Raw genomic sequence first — 19,336 nt, forward strand, 5'->3', positions numbered from 1 at the left:
GCGGCAAAATAAAAACCATCGCCATCAGGGATGTTAAGCATTGAAAAAAATAATCAAATTACGCAAACCTAATCACAAAAACAAGTTTAACGCATACTTAGAAAAATATTGCGCCCCGGAATGAATGGCAGCATGCTACTCCGTACAACCTTCAGCCAAAATAAGTTGGCTCTTTGTTGTTTTATGCCGAATAGCAAAAAGCGGTTGTGCATCGGGGTCAGCAAGAAACGCTCTGGCATGCCCGGTGGATGGAAACTCAAGAACGATTAGTCTATCGGGTAACCAATCGCCTTCCATTAGCTCGGGTTCAACCCCTTGAACAATATAGCGTCCTCCATGCTTATGAATAAATACAGGAATTTTTTCGATATACTCAACAAACTCCTGATAGTTATTAACAGTCAAATCCAGAACTAAATAACCTTTCATCTTCGCTTCTCCATATTCCTATTTAAAAAATAAAGCGCAAATATAGACAGAGGTTACCGAGAAAAAGTCCAAGCTTTTTATCACGTTCGTTCAAAAAACAACCTCCACAAACAGAGGGATTCTGTATACACTATGCGCCCTCAACTTAAGGCAAACCGGTCAGTGGAAAATTCCGCTTAAAGTCACTCGATTGCCACAAGACATGTACCCGTATTTTTTAAGCGATATAACTACCGTGGCCAAGGCTTCAGAATCCCCTAACACACAGCAATTCACATCCTTCAACCGTCGGCTATCACTTGCACCGATGATGGAGTGGAGCGATAGGCATTGCAGGTACTTTTGGCGTCTCCTCACCCGTCAGACCTTGTTATACACAGAGATGGTCACTACCGGTGCGATCATTCATGGCCATAGAGAGCGTTTTTTACGTTTTCGTCCAGAGGAACACCCTGTGGCATTACAACTCGGTGGCAGTGACCCCAAAGCGTTAGCCGAGTGCGCCAAAATTGCACAAGATTGGGGATACGACGAGGTCAATCTGAATTGTGGTTGCCCAAGTGATCGTGTGCAGTCTGGCAAGATAGGTGCTGTATTAATGGCCGAACCCGAGCTGGTTGCCGAGTGTGTTTCAGCCATGCAGGCCGCCTGCTCTATTCCTGTCACTGTCAAACACCGTATTGGCATTGACGATATGGAGGACTACCCTGGCCTGGTCCACTTTGTTGATACAGTGGCATCCGCCGGTTGCGATACATTTATTGTCCATGCCCGCAAAGCCTGGCTTAAGGGATTAAGCCCTAAAGAAAATAGGGAAATTCCACCATTAAAATACGAGTACGTATACCAGCTAAAACAGGACAGACCCAACCTGCACATTTCAATCAATGGTGGAATAACCACGTTGGAACAAACTCACTCTCTGCTTGAACATGTCGATGGCGTAATGATCGGCCGCCAGGCATACCACGACCCATTCTTTTTAGCCGAAGCCGATCAGCAGATCTTTGGAACGGAAAACCCCAACCTGAATCGGGAGCAGGTTTTGCTGGCTTTTGCAGACTATTGCGAAGAGGAAATCGCCAAGGGCAACCGTCTCCATCATATGTCCAGACACATTTTAGGGTTATTCCTGGGGCAACCCGGCGCACGTCAGTTCCGACGTTTTATTACTCAAAACGCCTATAAAGACGGGGCCAGCGCCAACTTGCTAAGGGAAGCCCTGCAATACACTCAGCCGCTATAGGCAATCGGTAATTACGGTTGTCACTCACGGCTTGAGCCGTGATAATACGCGCACTTAACTAACAAACACGGTTATCGAGGCTTATAAATGACCAACAAACTAGAACAGCTTAAAACGTACAGCGATGTTGTTGCTGACACCGGCGATATTGAAGCCATCAAACGTTACCAACCGCTCGATGCCACAACAAATCCTTCCCTGTTGTTTAAGGCAGCTCAATTGGAGCAATACGCTCCACTATTGAACGACGCTCTAGCGAAAGCCAATGGCGATGTAAAAGAAGCCGCTGATTACCTGGCCGTAGCAATTGGCTGCGAAATCCTGAAAATCGTACCAGGAAGAGTGTCTACCGAAGTCGACGCACGCCTCTCCTTTGACACCGAAGCCACCATTGCCAAAGCCCATCGCCTGATTAGCTTGTACGAAGAAGCCGGCATCAGTAAAGATCGCGTTCTTATAAAAATCGCATCGACATGGGAAGGTATTCGCGCAGCAGAAGTGCTGGAAAAAGAAGGTATCAACTGTAACCTGACGCTTCTTTTCAGCTTTGCACAAGCCGTTGCCTGTGCTGAGGCAGGAGCCTACTTGATTTCACCATTCGTTGGCCGCATTCTCGATTGGTACAAAGCCAATACCGATAAAAAAGAATACGCACCAATGGAAGACCCCGGTGTTGTTTCCGTAACCCAGATCTACAACTACTACAAACAACACGGTTACAAAACCATCGTTATGGGCGCAAGCTTCCGTAATACAGGTGAACTGGAAGCCCTTGCTGGTTGTGACCGCCTCACCATTAGCCCACAACTGCTGGGTGAACTGGAAGCCGATACTGGTAATCTTGAGCGTGTTCTATCAGAAGATAAAACGGGTGAAAGTCAGCCCAAAGTTTCTCAAACCGAAGCAGAGTTCCGCTTTGCCATGAATGACGACCCTATGGCCACAGATAAACTGGCAGATGGTATTCGTAACTTCGTTGCAGACCAGATTAACCTGGAAAACTTCCTGGCTTCTAAAAAGTAAACACCTCTGGAGGGCACCTAGTGCTTAATAAAATTTTAGATTTTTTTCAAAATGAAATTAAGCAACCATCACAGGAGCTCACCGACCAGCAACGCCGCCTTGCAAGTGCGGCGTTGCTCATAGAAGTGGCCACCATCGACCACAAATTTGATCAAAAAGAATTATCATCCCTGTCTCTTTTATTAAAAGAAAATTTCTCCCTTTCCGACGAGGAGTGCACTGAATTAACGGAACTGGCTAAAGCCGAACGCGATAATTCAACGTCTCTATACCAGTTTACCCAATTAGTGAACCAACACTGCTCTCATCAGGAAAAATTCAACTTACTCAAGGATATGTGGACAGTCGCCTATGCCGACGGCAACCTGGACAAATACGAAGAGTACATCATCCGCAAAGTCGCAGATCTAATACACATGGCGCATGGAGATTTTATTCGCGCGAAGCATGAGAGCCGCGACCATACGTAAATAAGCAGCTATTCCATTACCCCAAAATAAACGGGGACATAAATAGCAAAAAAGCCCAGCTCTTTAAACAAGAACCAGGCTTTTCAGTAATAAATCTCTAATAATCAAGACCTCTCAACATAAAGAGGCGCTACTGATCGAGAGAATTAGTCATCATCATGATCATATTCCAGTAAAACACGCCCATTCAAGTTCTGTACTGGGCGATAATTATGATCATACAACTCCGTAAACTTAGCTAATTGCTCAGCAGAAACTTCAATACGGTCCTTCATCACATACCACTTAACACCTTCAGTACATGGCGGGGTTGTTAAAGAACCATCAAAGTGGACATAACTCTTTTCTTTTGGCAATAACGCACGAGCATTAATAAACTCATCAGGAACCGTTACCGTTTCATCGTGGTGATGGGGCAAATTATTAAAGAAAGCATCCAAGGCCCTGTTGTGACGACCGACTTCAAACAACACACCAACAACCGCAATATTATGATCCGCATCGACATGAACAATATGCACTTCCAATGGATACTGAACACCATTAACCGTATTTTCACTCATCGCATGAAAATGGAATTGCAATACGGGGTACTTTTCTTTTTTTGAAACTTGCAGGTAACTACCCGCTTCATAGTTCACCTGAATAGTATGGCCATTGTTTACAATCTCCAGCGGTGTACGCTTATAACGGAATTTCAAAGCCCGGAGTTCATCATCATCGGCTTCTTCAGTATCCGAGATATCAATTGGAGATTGCTTTGTACCAATCGAACACATTCTATAGGATGGATCTAAATCTCCCCAGTATTCGGGTCCTTCTTCTCCATCGTAGCCCCAGTGAACACCCGTGCCGGAAAATGCTATCGAGGAAAGTATTAAAGCAATGCCGCCGAGCATTGTCTTCAGTATTGGATTTTTCATGAGAAACTCCCACCTTTGTGACGCAAAAATTATTATGTTTATTAAACGTCTAAATTATGGCGGGCAGACTGATTATAAAAAAGACAAAAATGGCAAAAAAAACTTGAAGTACCGCAAAAAAACAGAGAAAAATCAAACCTATGTTTTATTATTTTTTAAATAAAGATTGTTTTAATTAAAAATGGAAATAATAAATGAGAATAACTTCGCTACTTCCACTCCAATGCAACAAGCCAAATATCACTGACATTATTTCTTCTATTCAATAGGCTTATTTATTGTTACGACTACGCTATTCCTGGCATATAAAGCTTAAAAAGAATGATTACCAATAGCCTTCTTATTAAAGGCCATATTTTTAAGCGTTAGTTAATACGAATGGAAAAAGTAATATCCAAATAACCTGCATAGCATTTATGGCAGGCCCGGTAGAAATGAAAATGTAAATTTAGATATTGCAGTTAAGAGAGTTTAGGCACTCAAAGTTAACGGCAACGGGTGATAAATAGTGAGAAAAAAGCTATTTTACATCCTAGGGAAGAAGAGTTAACAGCTGTTTTTTCTCACTATCTTTTTTACCCCAAAGCTTCATAGCTTTATTGGTATGTCTTTACTAAATGAGCTATATAGTCGCGCCATATTTTGTAGCCTTCACCTAACAAATGAAGCTGGTCATTGCTCAATTCAGGTCTTATCGACTTTTGCTCTGCATCGATAAACAATGGGTATAAATCTATCCATTCAGCTTTCCCTGACACAGCAGTTTTCAAGTTATTGTTTAACGAAATAATACGCTGAGTAAACCTTGGTCGGCGAGGCAGAATACTTTGAATATACACTTCAGTCAGTTTCGACTCAGACTTAATCTGCCGAATTATCTCCAATATATTCTCAACGATCTTATCCTCTGGCACATTGCCAAAAAGGTCATTTGTACCAATCATCAAAAAGACCTGAGCAGGTTTTCCCTGGGCAACAGGAGCTAAACGTTTCAATACGCCCTCAGTAGTATCACCTGAAATACCTCTGTTGATAATTCGAGAATTTGGGAACCATTCATCCCAGGCACCAAACTCTGTAATCGAATCACCAAGAAATACAGTATCTTCCGGCTTAATATTAAAAGAATCAAACTGAGTCTTCCAACGATCATAATGTGGTTTATTTAGTTGCGTAAAAAGATAATTTAATGCGCTACCAGACCACACCCACACAATTACCGCCACGATCAATGCGTTAACTGCCAAGGAAAGCCCTAGCAATATTTTAATCATATATATTTTTCCAGAGATTTACAGACACACGAACAGAGAACTTCACGCTCACACTAAGCAATTTCTGCACTCATATTTTCAATCAAGTTAGCATAAGTCCGAACATCTCGACCAAACTGATTCATGGTTTCATAATGGCGAGATTTGGACGATGGAGGTAGCATATACTTTAAGAACATTGACATACTTCCTGTAGGGCCGACATCGATGAAAGTATATTCTTTGCCGTTCAGCAACATAGCAATAGTTTCATCAAAACGAATAATATTCCGGGAAGCCCTCCACAAATGTTCTCCATCAAACGAATTAACCATACCTACGTTGGCACAGGAAATACTCGGTATCTGATTTCTGGAGAACTGGTATTGATTAAATAACCCTTTAACTTCCGCTTCAATAAGCTCAATAATCGGCGTGTGAAAACCATAATTAACAGGCAGGCGTTGATGGATAACGTTATTCGATGACAAATCGCTCTGTATGCAATTAACGTCTTCATCCAAACCTGTCACCACAAAATTATTTTGAAAGTTTTTTGCACTTAACCAGGAACCTCTGAACAATGATGGATTCCTATGAAAAAAATCAGCCGACTCTATTACTGCAATCATCCCCGATCTGGGGCTTTTTTTCTCCAGTAATTGGGCATAATCAATTACAAGCGAAAGCCCCTCCTCTATAGTTAACGCGCCAGACATAACAGAAGCAGCAAATTCGCCCAAGCTGTAACCCAGTAAATAGTCCGGCTGAATCCCTTCATTTATCAGAGTACGTGCAATACTGTACTCAATCGCCAACAGTGCCGGATTGGAATAAAGCAACCGATCAAAAACTGCTGTTTTGTTTTCCTCTCCGTAGAGAACATCGATCAAAGAAACCCCGAGCTTCCTTTGAATAATTAAAGCGCATTGAGACATACATTGATGGAAATAAGGGTTATTTTCGTATAGCTCCCTACCCATCTGATAGTATTGCGATCCCTGCCCCGGAAACATAAATACAATTGGCTTATTCATACTGGCTCCATTACGCAGGTGTTACTTCTCTTAAATCGAAATAACCGTTATAGCCTTTCATATATACCGCCGCGCGGTGACCAAATAACACCACAGCTTCCGTTCTTGTTTCGAGGTCGCCATAACCCTCAGTTGTAGATGTCACTCTGGTACCCACTGAAAACTGTTTATTCCACTGTATAACAATATCTTCCGCCGTCGCATTTTCAGCGATATCAAATATAACCGATACCTTTTGTTCAGGTGCAGAAGCTTGCGCCTCTGTATTTTGGGCCATCTTAACGCACTCCAATTCTTCAGCCGTCTCGACACGAATCTTGGCGATAATTTTGGTAAGTACGTCACCATGTCCAATTTCAACAAATTCCATTTCCTCGCCTTGCTCAGCGGCTATCTTCAATAGATTAAGAACACTTTCGGACCAACGAACGCTGCCGGAAATTTGATTGGAAAGGTTAGTAATTATTTCACCACCGGCATAAGGTGCTGCCGTTACATTAGCAACAACAGGTATTTTTGGCTCGGAAAATTTAAATCGCTTTAAATAGCTTTCAAATTTTTCACCTGATGGTTTCATAAAACGGGAATGGAAAGCACCACTGGTATTTAACGGGTAGTAACGCGCACCCGCATCTTGAAATACAAATTCAGCCTCACCAATTTCTTTAAATGCACCAGAAATGACGATTTGTGAAAAGGTATTGTAATTGGCGACATCAATATTATTTAAGTTATTATCCTTTAACACTTTAAGAATATCGTCTTTCGGCATATTTAAAATCGCGGCCATTGCTCCTTCAGGGGCTTGACTCATTAGTTCACCACGCTTTTTAACCAGTTTTAAACCAGTTTCAAAGTCGAAACACTCGGCGGCCAATAGTGCGTTAAATTCCCCCAGGCTGTGTCCTGCCACAAAATCAGGTTTTTCACCAGATTCATCGATTTGTTTAAAGTAAGATAACGCATTTACAACATATAGGGCCGGCTGCGTGTACTGTGTTTTCCCAAGTTCACCATTAGTATCCTGAAGGCAAAGTTCCTTAATTGAGTACCCCAATATTTTATCTGCCTTTTTAACCAGATCAGGGTATTGGTCAAATAAACCTTCCCCCATACCTTTTGCTTGTGATCCTTGACCAGGAAATACGTAGGTTTTCATAGCGACTCCTAATGTTCTTATACATATAATTTACTGGCGTAAATACGACCGCCCAGTAACAAATTGAAGATATTTTTAAATGGCTTGAAGACAAAGTGCAGAGTTGGTTCCTCCGAACCCCATACTCATTTTCAATGCCGTATTTAATTCGGTGTGTAATGGCTCTTGTCGCACCCAATTAAACGAAGTATCCATTGGGTCATCCAAATTACGACAGATATGTAATTTATTTTCTCGCATTTGAATTAACGTTGCGGCAATCTCAACCGCCCCCGCCGCAGTTAAGCCGTGCCCGATAATCGACTTGGTGGAATTAATATAGGCTTTTTTAAGCCCGCAGTGAGTAATGGCCTTTAACTCGGTTTCGTCCCCTAAGCCAGAACCTGTTCCATGCGGGTTAATATAATCAACCTCACTTGGGCTGATACAGGCTTTCTTTAATGCCTCCTGAATTACAGCGACTTCACCATCAAAGGAAGGATCTGGATTTCTATTCGCATCCATTCGCATGGACCAACCAGCAACACGGGCATAAGCCGATATATTCGGGCGATTGGCACTCGTTGCCTTCTCAACAACAATGGCTGCACAGTTTTCACCATAAATAAAACCATCACGTGCTTTATCAAATGGACGGCAAGCCAGTTCAGGCGTCGATGCATATCGTTCGGACCCCATCGCACCTAGTGCACGAAAGCCCTGACATTCCCAGTATGAGAGATCCATTAACGCACCGATGGCAATACATACATCCACCTGACCAGATTCCACGGCCTGAATCGCTTTTAACACCGCCACCTGACCACTCGCAGAAGCGCCGCCTATGGTATAAGCAACACCACGAATGCCAAAGACATCTGTACACATGCCACACACATCACTATCCATAAAGGAAAGACCGTATGTCGGACGCAAAAACGCAAGCTTCTCCCGATAGCTGTCATGTATCTGGACTAACTCTCGCTGTTGGAAATTAGAACCACCAACCACTAAACCAATGCGTGTGGGATCAACATCCAGCAAATTAGCATCATCCCACGCCTCATCAAGACAGGCTAATGCCGCCTGCCCGGAAAAAGAGGCAGTTCTGACCAAGCCAGCGGGAATGCGATCTGAAAGGGTAAGCTTATCTATTTCAGCGCCTATAAATTGAGTTTTTAAAGCATCATCCGTTGAGGGAAACTGTCTTCCGGGACGTTGCATGACTCTAAAGTTAGCGGCTGCTGAAAACAAGGCAGAGGTAAACTCCGCCTTGCCCTGACCGATAGATGAAGTTACACCAAGACCGGTAACAACAATATCAGTTTTAGATTCAGACATATTAAAGCTTCTCGTGGAAAATTCTTGCCAGGTCACCCATGTTCTCGGCTTTCGCAAATTCAATCATAGGAACACGAACAGACAAACTCTCAAGAGTCATCATAAGAATTTCAGAACGGTCTATAGAATTTGCCCCGAGGCTTTTTAACGAATCAGTATGAACAAAGTCGTGATTTACCAAATCAGGAAGTACTTCGCATGTATGGCCTTTAATAATGTTAAAAATTTCTTCGTGAGTCATTGTTTTTCTCCTAAAGCCCTAATATCAACGGGCGCTATCAATAAAATCATTTCTTGGTTTGTTAATTTCCGAAAAAAGCGTGTATACGCTCTTTTATCTCAGGCTGACGAAAAGTCACTTCATGCATTGCCAACTCCTGATCAATGGCTTTGGGTAAGGCTTCCCTAAGCGATGCAACAAGATGATCTTTCAATGCAACAAGTGAGACTCTGGGTTTCTCCGCAATAGTTTTAGCTATATCCATGGCATAATCCATAACCTCAGCACGGGGTAACACCGCAAAAGGAACACCCCTGTTCTTAAGTTCTTCACCACGATAGGTTTTAGCAAGGAACATCATTTCCTCAGACAAACTAATCCCAATCTTTTTGGGTAAAATAAACGTGGTGCCCATGCCGGGGGTGAACCCATACTTCATAAAATTGGTGGTATACACACTTTCTTTACTAAGAATGGGAAAATCTGCAAATAAACCAAGAACAAAACCACCACCAATACCATGCCCCTGCATCGCAGAAACAACTGGGATCGGACAGTTAAGTGCAAGACTATAAAAATCGTTATCTGAGAACTTGGTTTTTCCTTCTGAAAGTAATATCAAACCTTCTTTCGTTCCACCGCTCGCAAAATAATTATCATAGCCAGTAAGAACAACTACCTTGTAGCGAGTATCGTTTTTTAAGGACTCAAATGCATCAATTAGCCCCAAAACCAACTCAATAGAAAACGTATTCTTATTGACCCGATCCTGCATTTTAATTTCTAAAATACCATCACCATGATCAATAGTTACAACTACCGGATCATTCATTGCTACACCTCCTCCCATGGAAACTTGCCAGTTCTAACGTAGCGAGCAATTTTTTCAAGATTATTCCTATCAGAAAAAATTTCTGCATTTGTCGCTAATGCCTTGGGTTTAGAGTCAGACAAATCACTGTTTAACTCATTCATGTATCGCTTATACCGAGCTACAGCATCTTTTGATAAGCGCCGAAAACGAAGTAGTTTCTTTCTGAGTAAATTCGAACTGTTTTCTGCATATTCGTCGACCAACCCCCATTCATGAGCACTTTGCGCATTCACGGGCTCTGTCATCAAAGTCATATAATGAGCCTTAGCGAATCCCATTTTTCGAATTAGAAAGGGCAGCACGCAGGCCGGCATTAAACCAAAAAGCAACTCGGATAAACTAAATACAGATTTATCTTCACAAATCACCACATCACAAGCAGCAACAAAACCAATACCACCGGCATTGGCTTGCCCTCTTACGTGAGCCACGCTGATAAATGGGCCCGAAGCAAGGCGGGTCCATAAATCATACATGGGCTCCGGGTTCGGAGCCTTATCCATTTCCGGGTTATCAAAACGTTCTTGAATACCCTTGAAGTCCGCACCAAAACAAAAGACTTCTGGCGAGCCTTCCAAAACAACAACTTTAACCAAAGACTCTACTTGATCTAATGCGTGAATAAAGTCATCGATAAGTTGATCGTTAATTGTATTTTTTGCTTCAGGACGATCTATTTGAATAAAACAAATATCGTTATCCAGACGAACCTTTATGGTGTCGTAATTTGAGATATTTTCTATGATACCCATTCGTATTCCCTGTGATATTCGTTAATTTCTTTTAAGAACAGCACGGGCTTACCATGAGTTTTTCTAGCCTGCGGAATAAAATTACTATCCAGAACAACATTTCGTGTACCAAACTTGACCACTGAGCTGCCTTCCAGCATTTGCTCATACTCTTCGATCGTTAACTCATAACGACTGTCCAGTTGTTCTTTAATTTGCATACCACGAATAGTTTCCTGGCCTTCTTTTGTTGCCACACCACTGAAAAATTCAGAGCAACAACCAGAACCATAGGAAAAAACACCAATTCGCTCTGGCGTATCAAAATTACCGTTATAAATTGTACTGGCGAGAGACAACATTGCAGTAGCGCCCATAATATTACCAACACGCTGACAGAACGTTAGTCCTGGAGTCATTCTTCGATCAAAATCCGCTTGAATGTCTGCGGGTGTCGCTTTGACTAATTTACGCATAATATTACGGTGCGCACCTTTGATCATGCCGCCGAAAGGCGTGTGATATGCGAGGTAACCAAAACTATTTGCATAACAAGCTCCCTGCACTCGCTTTTGATATTCTAGGAAGGCATTTTCCGCACAGTCCAGATAGGAAAGTAAAGAAAGGTCGGAATCGCCAATTTCACTATCGGCGGTGGCTCGACATGTATCCATTACCTCGTAGCCGTAACAGCCGTTAGCACCAGGATCAATTTGAAATACATAGGGCGTTTCACTGATAAGCATGGCAACTGCACCTGCACCGCTGCTTGGCTCCGCAAAAGACCAAGACATTGAACTGGCACTGCCGCCTTCTTCGATAAGAAAACGTGAAATATCTGTAGCAATAACCAACGCTTTAGCACCAGGGGAAACCTGGGAAAGCACAAAATTAATGGCGTTTTGAAAACCAGCCACACCGGAGTAGCAAGCGTTTTTCACCTCGAACAAACGGCAATTTCTATTTAACCCCAAAAGATCATGACAGTATGTACTCATCGATTTACCAAAATCAAAAGCAGATTCGGTACAGGTAATTACCATTTCAATTCTGTCTTTCTCCTCCGGACTGAGTGCGTCCACAATAGGTTTCGCAGCATTAACAGCAAAGGTAATAGGATCTTCGTAAGGTAAAGCGACGCTTTTTTCCTTCATCATTAAGTTTTCAAACCGAGTCCTATCCAGATCACGGTGTTCTGCAAGCTTTTCTACGTTTAAATATGTAGTGCCCGCAAAGATATTCATTGCTTCAATTCCAACTTTAACCATAACGTATTACCTGATTTCTTAATTAGACAAAACAACCCTAACACTGCCCTTCGCCAGTGTTAAAAAGTGAATAAAAATGTGTGATTTTTCTTGAAAAAGCTGCCTAAATTGTCTCAGCTTCTTTTTTCGGAGAATGTTCAGATTCTTGATTACCGGAAAGAACGTGCTTACTCCAAAGGTCAACGACATCGTAAGCAGTTTCGATATCGCCAAGCAGAGCTTCATGAAGCTGAACTGTAATACCTATACGCTTATTCATGGAGATACACCCCGCAGCAACCGGATAGGTTCGTCCTGTGGTTGGCCCGAATAACCAACTCCCTGCGCCCGGTATATTCCAAACCCCCAAATTGGAAAATGTCCCGGTCCAGCTGTGATTCCTGGCATCGCGTTTTTTTATGTCTTTACGAATACCTTCTTTACCGGCGAGAAAACCGGCATTAAACATTGCCCATGCACCCCAATGAAAGGCTTTGCTTTTTGCCTTAAGCACTTGCCCATGAATATCTGTCAATGTTGTGTCCGCTTGCGTATCAACGCCGAGAAATGACATTTGTGGTGTATATTCATTTTTTCGTGACACCGCACCGCGCATATTTACAGGCACCATCCACTTGCGAGCATCCTCTGGTGAAGTCAGTATCTTAGAAACAGCTCGATCAAGGTGGAATAAAAGATAACTGTTCACGGTAACACCGAGTTTCTTAGAATCAGCCACAATGTATTGCGACTCTTGTTCACTGAACAGGTGCCATGCAATTCGCTCCGAGACGGGAAGCTCCAACTTTGCAACAGAACGATCAAAGCGAACCCACTTTTGCTGGCGCATGCCCATATGTGGCAATACCGACAGAATCCCTTTAACCGATTTAAAGAAACGATAACTGTCATTTTTTAATGAAGGCAAAACATCGATACTAAAGCCTGCATTTCGCAACAAGTATGCCATTCCACTTATGCCATCATATTTATCATGAGGCAATTCAAACCATTCAGGCGCTTGATTTTCTTCCCCCTCGGGCAAACGTCCGTAAATAATTGAGATATCTTCGCCACAATCTTTCATGGCGGTAAAATATTCTGCAACCCAATCTGTACTCATTGTCATTTCCTAATCTGCCTGGGCTTGGTAGTTAAAACTGATACGACACTTTAAACGAGACTTGCTTCTGATCCTTCACTCGCCAAAGGGTACTCATCTCATCATCAGTATGCGGATAAATAAAATCCAATTCCAACGTGATATTGTCAGACATCTCGTAATCCGTTAAAAACATGCTCAAATAACTGCTTTGTGGGCCGTTGTATATACTGATAAAGTTAAGCGATAAATTCTCATGCATAAGCAACTTGGTTATATTCAACATTAATGACTGTTGATTTTCCTTTTTGCCGGGTGCACCTGGCGTTCCTTCTATATCCTGAGTCCAATCAAGGATATGTTGATTCAGCCCTTCAACGCTCATGGTAAACGTTGAGCTGGGCGCATACTCAATACCTAGGTAAGCATCAAACTGTTTTTTTTCAATCAATTGATCGCCAGTTTTATTACTAAACACCTTTGGCGATTTATAGCCAAATTCACCCTTCAGCAAAAAGTCACCGAGAACATAATTAAATGTCGCACCACCTAGAAAATAACGATGCTCCGACAACTCAATCAATCCTTCTGAATTAAACTTTCGCGCATAATCGTTATCAATCAAGCTGGCTGCCATAGCGCTGAATTCAAAGCTTCCAAACGTCTGTTTCCAACTACCACCGTATTCCATCGAATTATCGTTGTCGACATAGACAAAGGCAGGTTGTGGAACATCAGATATTGGATTGTACGCCGTCCCATAAATTGGGTTTTCATTAAACTCAGGGTCAGGATTAATGAAAATACTCCACTTTCCGTAATCGGAGAACTGATCCAGACTCAACATCGCCTGACCGATTCGCAATTCTTCCAAATCGAGGTTAAACAGCTCTCTGTTATCCCTGGGACTGATTTCATCGGTGATCGGAGCCAAAATGGACTCCCCCCAAGCGATGGTTTGCACGCCCAATTTAATGCTGGTTTGACCAAAGCTAGTCTGTATATAAGCCTGATTCAAACGTTCATAGGAACCCTCAGCTTCGTGACGATGATCATCCTCGTGAAATCGTGTGGATTTGCCGTCCAGTTGAATATAGGAGCTATCAAATAGGTACTTGCCATATTCAATACGAATTGAAGATCGATTCTTTTGCATACCATCCGGATCAGCCACTTTATAACCGAGTTCATGAGAAAGGGTTACCCTGGAAGGATCAAGAACATACGCTTCAAGAAAACTTTTCTCATCGCTTGTTGCAGTTTCTGATGTAAGCCCGGAAAACATGTCAGAATCAGAGAAGAGCATATCTTCCCCGGAACTGCCCTGTTGAGCACTCGCAGAACCTGCCAGCAAGCTGGAAGCAAGCAACAAAGCGATTTCTTTACTTAACAAATTATTGTTGTTCATACACATAGTTACTTATAAAACGCGCGTAATTCTTCTAGATTTTTCTCTCTGAACGTAAAGTCTGTAAGACTTCTCTTAGTAAGAAACTCGTCAGAAATACTTTTGTTATAAGTAACTGAAACGTTCTGAATTGCAGTCACACGACGTGTTGTAAAATTATTCATAGTCTGCATTCTCGCGATCCAGACACCGTCAATTTGAATAAAATTTCTATTTAGACGTTGTTTGAACAACTTCCCGTTGGAGTTATAAAGATCTTCCTTAACAATAAGAAATCGCTCTTTATCTACCCAAAACTCCAACTTTCCATAGTGTGTTTTCTTCGCTCTAGCCTCAGTTGGTGTTGCTTCGATTACCCACACATCACGATCATCAAATGAGTCCTCTCGCACCAACTTATAAGAAAAATCATTAATTTTTTTCAGTGCAATATCATCGACAAAAAATTCTGTACCAAAAAAGCTACCACCGTCTTCATTCCCTTCACTACCGGACACCAACCTTTTAACTTTTCCCAGTTCAGACAAGTACAACCAAACATCGTTATCTTTGCTTGGGTCATAGTATTCATAGGTCAACATGCCAATACCTTTATCGGTTATTGGCTGAAGCACAATAGCGATTGATCGCGAGTCCAGGTTATCTTCACCGTACTTTTTCTCACCAACCTCAAGAACGGTAACACGAGGCTTACCTTTACAGCTCATCCCCCCGTCCTTCACTTTGTATTTGCATGTGGACAGCTTGGTTTTAACCGCAGCAGAGGTAAACGACTTACGATTGACATGATCGACCTTTTCCATCACGTCTATCGCGTTGATTTCAGAAATATTAGCCTGCGCGCCCAAATTTAAGCCAAGCATTAAGAAAAACGGCAGGGAAAACTGTATTTTTTTATGTAATTTCATTGAACAATCCTTAATTTAATTCGCTAGATTTTCAACAGTTTCGGCGTCACTACTACCAGCAGTATCGATTGAAGAGGAAGACTCCGATTTTTTAAATTTAAGTTGAAATAGAATAATTAACGCTGGCGTTAAGAATAAGTCACACAACAAGCCAGATAAAACCGACAGAAAACCGAATTTGCCCAGATTTTCAAAACCGGGTGTTGTTGCAACAGACATAATGCCAAAACCCAACCCTAGAATCATCGAGGTAAAAACAACGGCTTGACCACACTCTTTAACCGTCGACTTTAACGCTCGAATAATATCGTTATCCTTCATTACCTCCACTCTATATTGGGTAATAAAGTGAATAGTATCGTCCACGGAAATACCAATAATAATGGGAGCTAGCATCATGGTATAAAAATCCAAAGGCTTGCCCATTAAGCCGAGAATCCCAAGCGCCAAAAAAGAAGGTATCAGATTTGGAATTAAGGAGATAAAGCCGGCCTTAACCGAGCTGAAGATAACAAGAAGTATTAGCGATATAACCAACAGCGCCATCCCAAAGCTCTGCAAAATGGTAACGATGAGATAATCAGCAGCCTTCATACCCATTGCAAAGATTCCCGTTACCGAAATCGTCGCATCGGGATAATCTTGTTTGATAAGTTCCAAAGAACTGTATATATCCTTTTTCATTTCAACGAAAACATCACGATAACGTTCAGAACCGTAAGTTTTCAAAGTAACAGTAATGTTCGCCTTACTGTATCTCTCACTGACCAGCCGACTTCTCTCCTCCGGGTCAGCCGTATTAAACATAAACAGCGTTTGTGAAAGCTCTTTCTTGGTCGAGGGAATAACATACTTATCCTCTCGCCCTTCATTTTGCTTCTGATAAGCATCCTTAACCACATCGACAATGGATGAAGTAGTAATCACATAGTCGCTATATTTGGTTTCCAGGGTTTCCTGCATATTCTCAATAACACGCAGCACTTCCGGATTTTGTAGCGCATTATCCTCTTTTACATCCAAATACAATGAGATGCGCGAGGAACCTGCCATTTTTTCATCCATGAGTTTAATACTCTGATAAAAGTTGGAGTCCTCTGTGTACTGATCCAACACACTGTAATCCACTTTTACTTGCATCGCGCCATAGACACAGACAGCAAAAATAACAATAAAAGGTATGACGACTAGAATCGGTGATTTCAGTACAAGAGGAATGACTCCATCCAACTGTTTCTGTATGTAGGGAACAATATTCGGCGTTACCTTATCAATAAAACGGCTAACAATATTTATTTTTTCGCCAGAATTTTTCGCTATTGGCGACCAAAATTTTAGCAAAATAGGTAGGAGGTATAAGGTAAACAGAAATGCAACGGCAACGCCGGTAGCGGACATAATGGCGAAATATCTCACCGGCACAATATCGGTAAAACATAAGGATAACAATCCAACAATCGTGGTTACTGATGTGAGTAAGCATGCGATACCCGCCTTTTCGTAGGTCGCGCGCATAGCTTCCTGGAAGTTATATCCTTTATTTCGAAAGAAAAGATAACCCGAAGTAATATGAACGGCATCCGCCATGCCGATTGTCAGTATCAATAAAATTGTCAGAACAATAAATGGGGATGCAGACAACCCCATCCATCCGGCCAAACCTATCGTCGTAATACTTGTCAAAACGATAATGACAAACGGCCAGATAACACCTGAAAATGAACGAAACAACAAGAAGAGTAAAACCAACATAACGAAAAGTGCCGCCATGTAAAGCAACCCCATTTCTTCGCCCATCTTTACTTGGTTTTCAGAGTCGATAGTATTACCAACTTTATAATATTCAAGATGTTCAGCGTACTCAGGCTTGGTAAGAATACGGGTGATTTCGGCATTGAGAGCAACATAGTCCGCCATATCCGTTGGCTTGAATCGAGGCATACTATTTTCATCTTCTTCCGTAACCTCCACCTCAAAAGACATGGTTTCCATTGTCATATCCATGTTAGCCGCATTCGTAGACAGGTTTTCATCTTCGTCTAGCGGGATCGCACCAAAGTTGGTTTCAATATAAATTGCACCGTACTTCATATCCGTTGAAAAATACTTCAACGGAAAGTCACGTTGAGAAAGTGCTTTTTCTCGAATTTTCTCCAACTCTATAGAAGATGTGGGTACGTCAGATCCCACTAATGAAGTCGACAATAAAATATCATCTTCAACGGAAAGAACAAAAGCGTTTGCCAGCGTATCAACTTTAACAACGTGATCTAAAGCAGATTCAGTTCCCTCTCCCAGGTCATTCCAGTAGTTTATCAAGTCTTCCCGAATACCTTGAACAGCCACCAGCGAATCATGGGAAAACACGTCACCATCTTTTGGCTTATACACAACCACAACACCGTCTTCACTGCCAAACTGGTCATGGAACTGGTTATAAGCAACAAAGGCTTGATCATCCTGTTCAAGCCAACGCTCAATAGTGAAGTCAAATTGTAATTTAGGAATACCTGCGAAACATACTCCAATAAAAACGATAAGTAGTAACACAACGGGTATCCACGCTCGCTGAACCTGAGCGGGCACATTCGTTATGTAGCGCGAAACAAAGTTAACTATGCTTTTCATAGAGCCGTCTTTTGAATGAATGTAAAGGAAAGAGAAGAAGAGAGAAGCACACCTTGATTAGCGGTTTTCATCCAATCAAGGTGTGCAAATATTTATTGCGCGTTAACGTCCGCCGTATCTAAATCTGGTTTTTGATTGTTTTCGTATTTATCAATCATACTTAAAAACCAACGATATCGATGATTATCCCACTGATAACCATTGAGCTTTTCATCTATCTTAATAGAATTATTTAACTCATCCGGAAATAACTTAAACAGCTTTTTAGCTTTTTCGGGAACATTTGGCTGATCAAAATTAATGGCAAAGCCCAATGGTTCAACTCGACCATAATGATGCGTAGAGTGTTGAGTCACCATGTGGATATCTTTATCCACCCCAGGAAATACGCCCGGAATATATTGATGAGAATCTATGTCTATTTTCACATCGATGGTGTAGAAAAGAACCGCCATGATTGGGTTATAAAACGGAATTGGAAACCCCAATAGACCACGCACATAACCCTCAAGGTAGCCGTTTCCCGCCACTGCAATCATGCCGCTTGGAATAGCATCGTGATGAGGACCATGAAGGTATACGAATTCTAGTTCCGAGTTATGCCCCAGCCAGTGATCACGATAAAACCAGGCGTTAATCTGTTTCACAAACTGTGTTTGGATAACGAACGCCGCGATACAGGTAACCGGCAACAGTACCAGCGAGAATTGTAAGTATGTGATAACCAGATACCAGGGTGCAACGTAAACAATGTGCGTAAGCAGCCCAGTAAAGTATGCGTGAAAAATCTCAAGCGTAATATTCGGTTGTCTTTTTAGCTGCCCCTTCCAAGCCGATTGCATAAGAATTTCTTTCACCTGTTCACGCTTAATCAGGTGAGCGACAAAAATCACTGTGCGATATAGAGTAAGCAAACCGATATGACCGTAAAACGCATAAAGTGCGATTTTTCCCATCAATGCTGTTTTGTGTGGCCATTCCGGAGTGAAATAAATCACAACATTTTCGATAATCAACACCAAAATAGCCAGATAGTATGGTGCACGCAGGTTTTGCACTTTATGGACGAACATATAAAGTATTTCTTGCGGACGAGAAAGAATTATCGGCACCTTAAATTCAATACCATGACGCAAAGGAAAGAAAGCCACGGCAGCTGCACACAACAGCATGCCCACTTGCGCAAGCGGATTATGCATACCGTAGGTAAAATACAAAATCGCCCCGGTTAACACGGCCATAATCACGTAGTCTAGAAAATCGCTTTTCTTATAGGTGATCCTCACATTCTTGACACCATATAACTTATGATATTTTTCTTCTGTAATGTCTTTCACGGCGTTTACCCTTTTGAAAGT

At 42.0% G+C, this 19,336-nt stretch carries 18 protein-coding genes; 3 read left to right on the forward strand and 15 right to left on the reverse strand.

Annotated elements, in window-relative coordinates; all coding sequences use genetic code 11:
• Nucleotides 1-135: 135 nt before the first annotated feature.
• The gene (locus P5V12_RS10195; protein ID WP_316957249.1) at nt 136-429 is read right to left on the reverse strand and encodes a DUF1330 domain-containing protein; all 294 of its coding nucleotides are present in this window, start codon (nt 427-429) and stop codon (nt 136-138) included.
• Between the two features lie 310 nt (nt 430-739).
• On the opposite strand from P5V12_RS10195, the gene dusA reads away from it, so the two are divergent.
• The 3 genes from dusA to P5V12_RS10210 all read left to right on the forward strand — a co-directional run bounded on the left by dusA (nt 740) and on the right by P5V12_RS10210 (nt 3,168).
• Nucleotides 740-1,675, forward strand: a complete 936-nt coding sequence (gene dusA / locus P5V12_RS10200) for a tRNA dihydrouridine(20/20a) synthase DusA (RefSeq protein ID WP_410483336.1) — start codon at nt 740-742, stop codon at nt 1,673-1,675.
• A gap of 87 nt (nt 1,676-1,762) precedes the next feature.
• Entirely contained in the window at nt 1,763-2,698 is a 936-nt protein-coding gene (gene tal, locus P5V12_RS10205) for a transaldolase (protein WP_316957250.1), read from the forward strand.
• Between the two features lie 20 nt (nt 2,699-2,718).
• Nucleotides 2,719-3,168: a TerB family tellurite resistance protein gene (locus P5V12_RS10210; RefSeq protein ID WP_316957251.1), complete on the forward strand. Its 450-nt coding sequence runs from the start codon at nt 2,719-2,721 to the stop codon at nt 3,166-3,168.
• A gap of 146 nt (nt 3,169-3,314) precedes the next feature.
• On the opposite strand, the gene P5V12_RS10215 is transcribed toward P5V12_RS10210, so the two are convergent.
• The 14 genes from P5V12_RS10215 to P5V12_RS10280 form a co-directional block, all read right to left on the reverse strand.
• Nucleotides 3,315-4,091 (reverse strand): carbonic anhydrase family protein, encoded by a 777-nt coding sequence (locus tag P5V12_RS10215; protein WP_316957252.1) that lies wholly within the window; start codon nt 4,089-4,091, stop codon nt 3,315-3,317.
• A 596-nt stretch (nt 4,092-4,687) separates the two neighbouring features.
• On the reverse strand, nt 4,688-5,365 hold the full coding sequence (locus tag P5V12_RS10220; RefSeq protein WP_316957253.1) for a GDSL-type esterase/lipase family protein: 678 nt from the start codon (nt 5,363-5,365) through the stop codon (nt 4,688-4,690).
• A gap of 53 nt (nt 5,366-5,418) precedes the next feature.
• Nucleotides 5,419-6,381, reverse strand: a complete 963-nt coding sequence (locus tag P5V12_RS10225) for an acyltransferase domain-containing protein (protein ID WP_316957254.1) — start codon at nt 6,379-6,381, stop codon at nt 5,419-5,421.
• Between the two features lie 10 nt (nt 6,382-6,391).
• Nucleotides 6,392-7,540, reverse strand: coding sequence for an ACP S-malonyltransferase (gene fabD, locus P5V12_RS10230; RefSeq protein WP_316957255.1), 1,149 nt, complete (start codon nt 7,538-7,540; stop codon nt 6,392-6,394).
• Between the two features lie 75 nt (nt 7,541-7,615).
• Entirely contained in the window at nt 7,616-8,860 is a 1,245-nt protein-coding gene (locus P5V12_RS10235; RefSeq protein ID WP_316957256.1) for a beta-ketoacyl synthase N-terminal-like domain-containing protein, read from the reverse strand.
• 1 nt (nt 8,861) lies between these two features.
• Entirely contained in the window at nt 8,862-9,101 is a 240-nt protein-coding gene (locus P5V12_RS10240; RefSeq protein ID WP_316957257.1) for an acyl carrier protein, read from the reverse strand.
• Nucleotides 9,102-9,162: 61 nt separating this feature from the next.
• Complete coding sequence (locus P5V12_RS10245) at nt 9,163-9,912, reverse strand: polyketide synthase (protein WP_316957258.1); 750 nt, start codon at nt 9,910-9,912, stop codon at nt 9,163-9,165.
• 2 nt (nt 9,913-9,914) lie between these two features.
• Nucleotides 9,915-10,706 carry an enoyl-CoA hydratase/isomerase gene (locus P5V12_RS10250; protein WP_316957259.1) on the reverse strand — a complete coding sequence of 264 codons (792 nt, stop codon included), beginning with the start codon at nt 10,704-10,706 and terminating at the stop codon, nt 9,915-9,917.
• Complete coding sequence (locus P5V12_RS10255) at nt 10,694-11,953, reverse strand: hydroxymethylglutaryl-CoA synthase family protein (RefSeq protein ID WP_316957260.1); 1,260 nt, start codon at nt 11,951-11,953, stop codon at nt 10,694-10,696. The genes P5V12_RS10250 and P5V12_RS10255 overlap by 13 nt, the downstream gene beginning before the upstream one ends.
• A 103-nt stretch (nt 11,954-12,056) precedes the next feature.
• Nucleotides 12,057-13,055, reverse strand: coding sequence for a hypothetical protein (locus P5V12_RS10260; RefSeq protein WP_316957261.1), 999 nt, complete (start codon nt 13,053-13,055; stop codon nt 12,057-12,059).
• Between the two features lie 31 nt (nt 13,056-13,086).
• Entirely contained in the window at nt 13,087-14,442 is a 1,356-nt protein-coding gene (locus P5V12_RS10265) for a DUF1302 family protein (RefSeq protein ID WP_316957262.1), read from the reverse strand.
• Between the two features lie 8 nt (nt 14,443-14,450).
• Nucleotides 14,451-15,350, reverse strand: coding sequence for an outer membrane lipoprotein-sorting protein (locus P5V12_RS10270; protein WP_316957263.1), 900 nt, complete (start codon nt 15,348-15,350; stop codon nt 14,451-14,453).
• A 15-nt stretch (nt 15,351-15,365) separates the two neighbouring features.
• Nucleotides 15,366-17,978, reverse strand: coding sequence for an efflux RND transporter permease subunit (locus P5V12_RS10275; RefSeq protein WP_316957264.1), 2,613 nt, complete (start codon nt 17,976-17,978; stop codon nt 15,366-15,368).
• Nucleotides 17,979-18,070: 92 nt separating this feature from the next.
• Nucleotides 18,071-19,315: a hypothetical protein gene (locus P5V12_RS10280; protein WP_316957265.1), complete on the reverse strand. Its 1,245-nt coding sequence runs from the start codon at nt 19,313-19,315 to the stop codon at nt 18,071-18,073.
• Nucleotides 19,316-19,336 lie beyond the last annotated feature (21 nt).

Source organism: Teredinibacter sp. KSP-S5-2, from assembly GCF_032773895.1.
Classification (GTDB): domain Bacteria; phylum Pseudomonadota; class Gammaproteobacteria; order Pseudomonadales; family Cellvibrionaceae.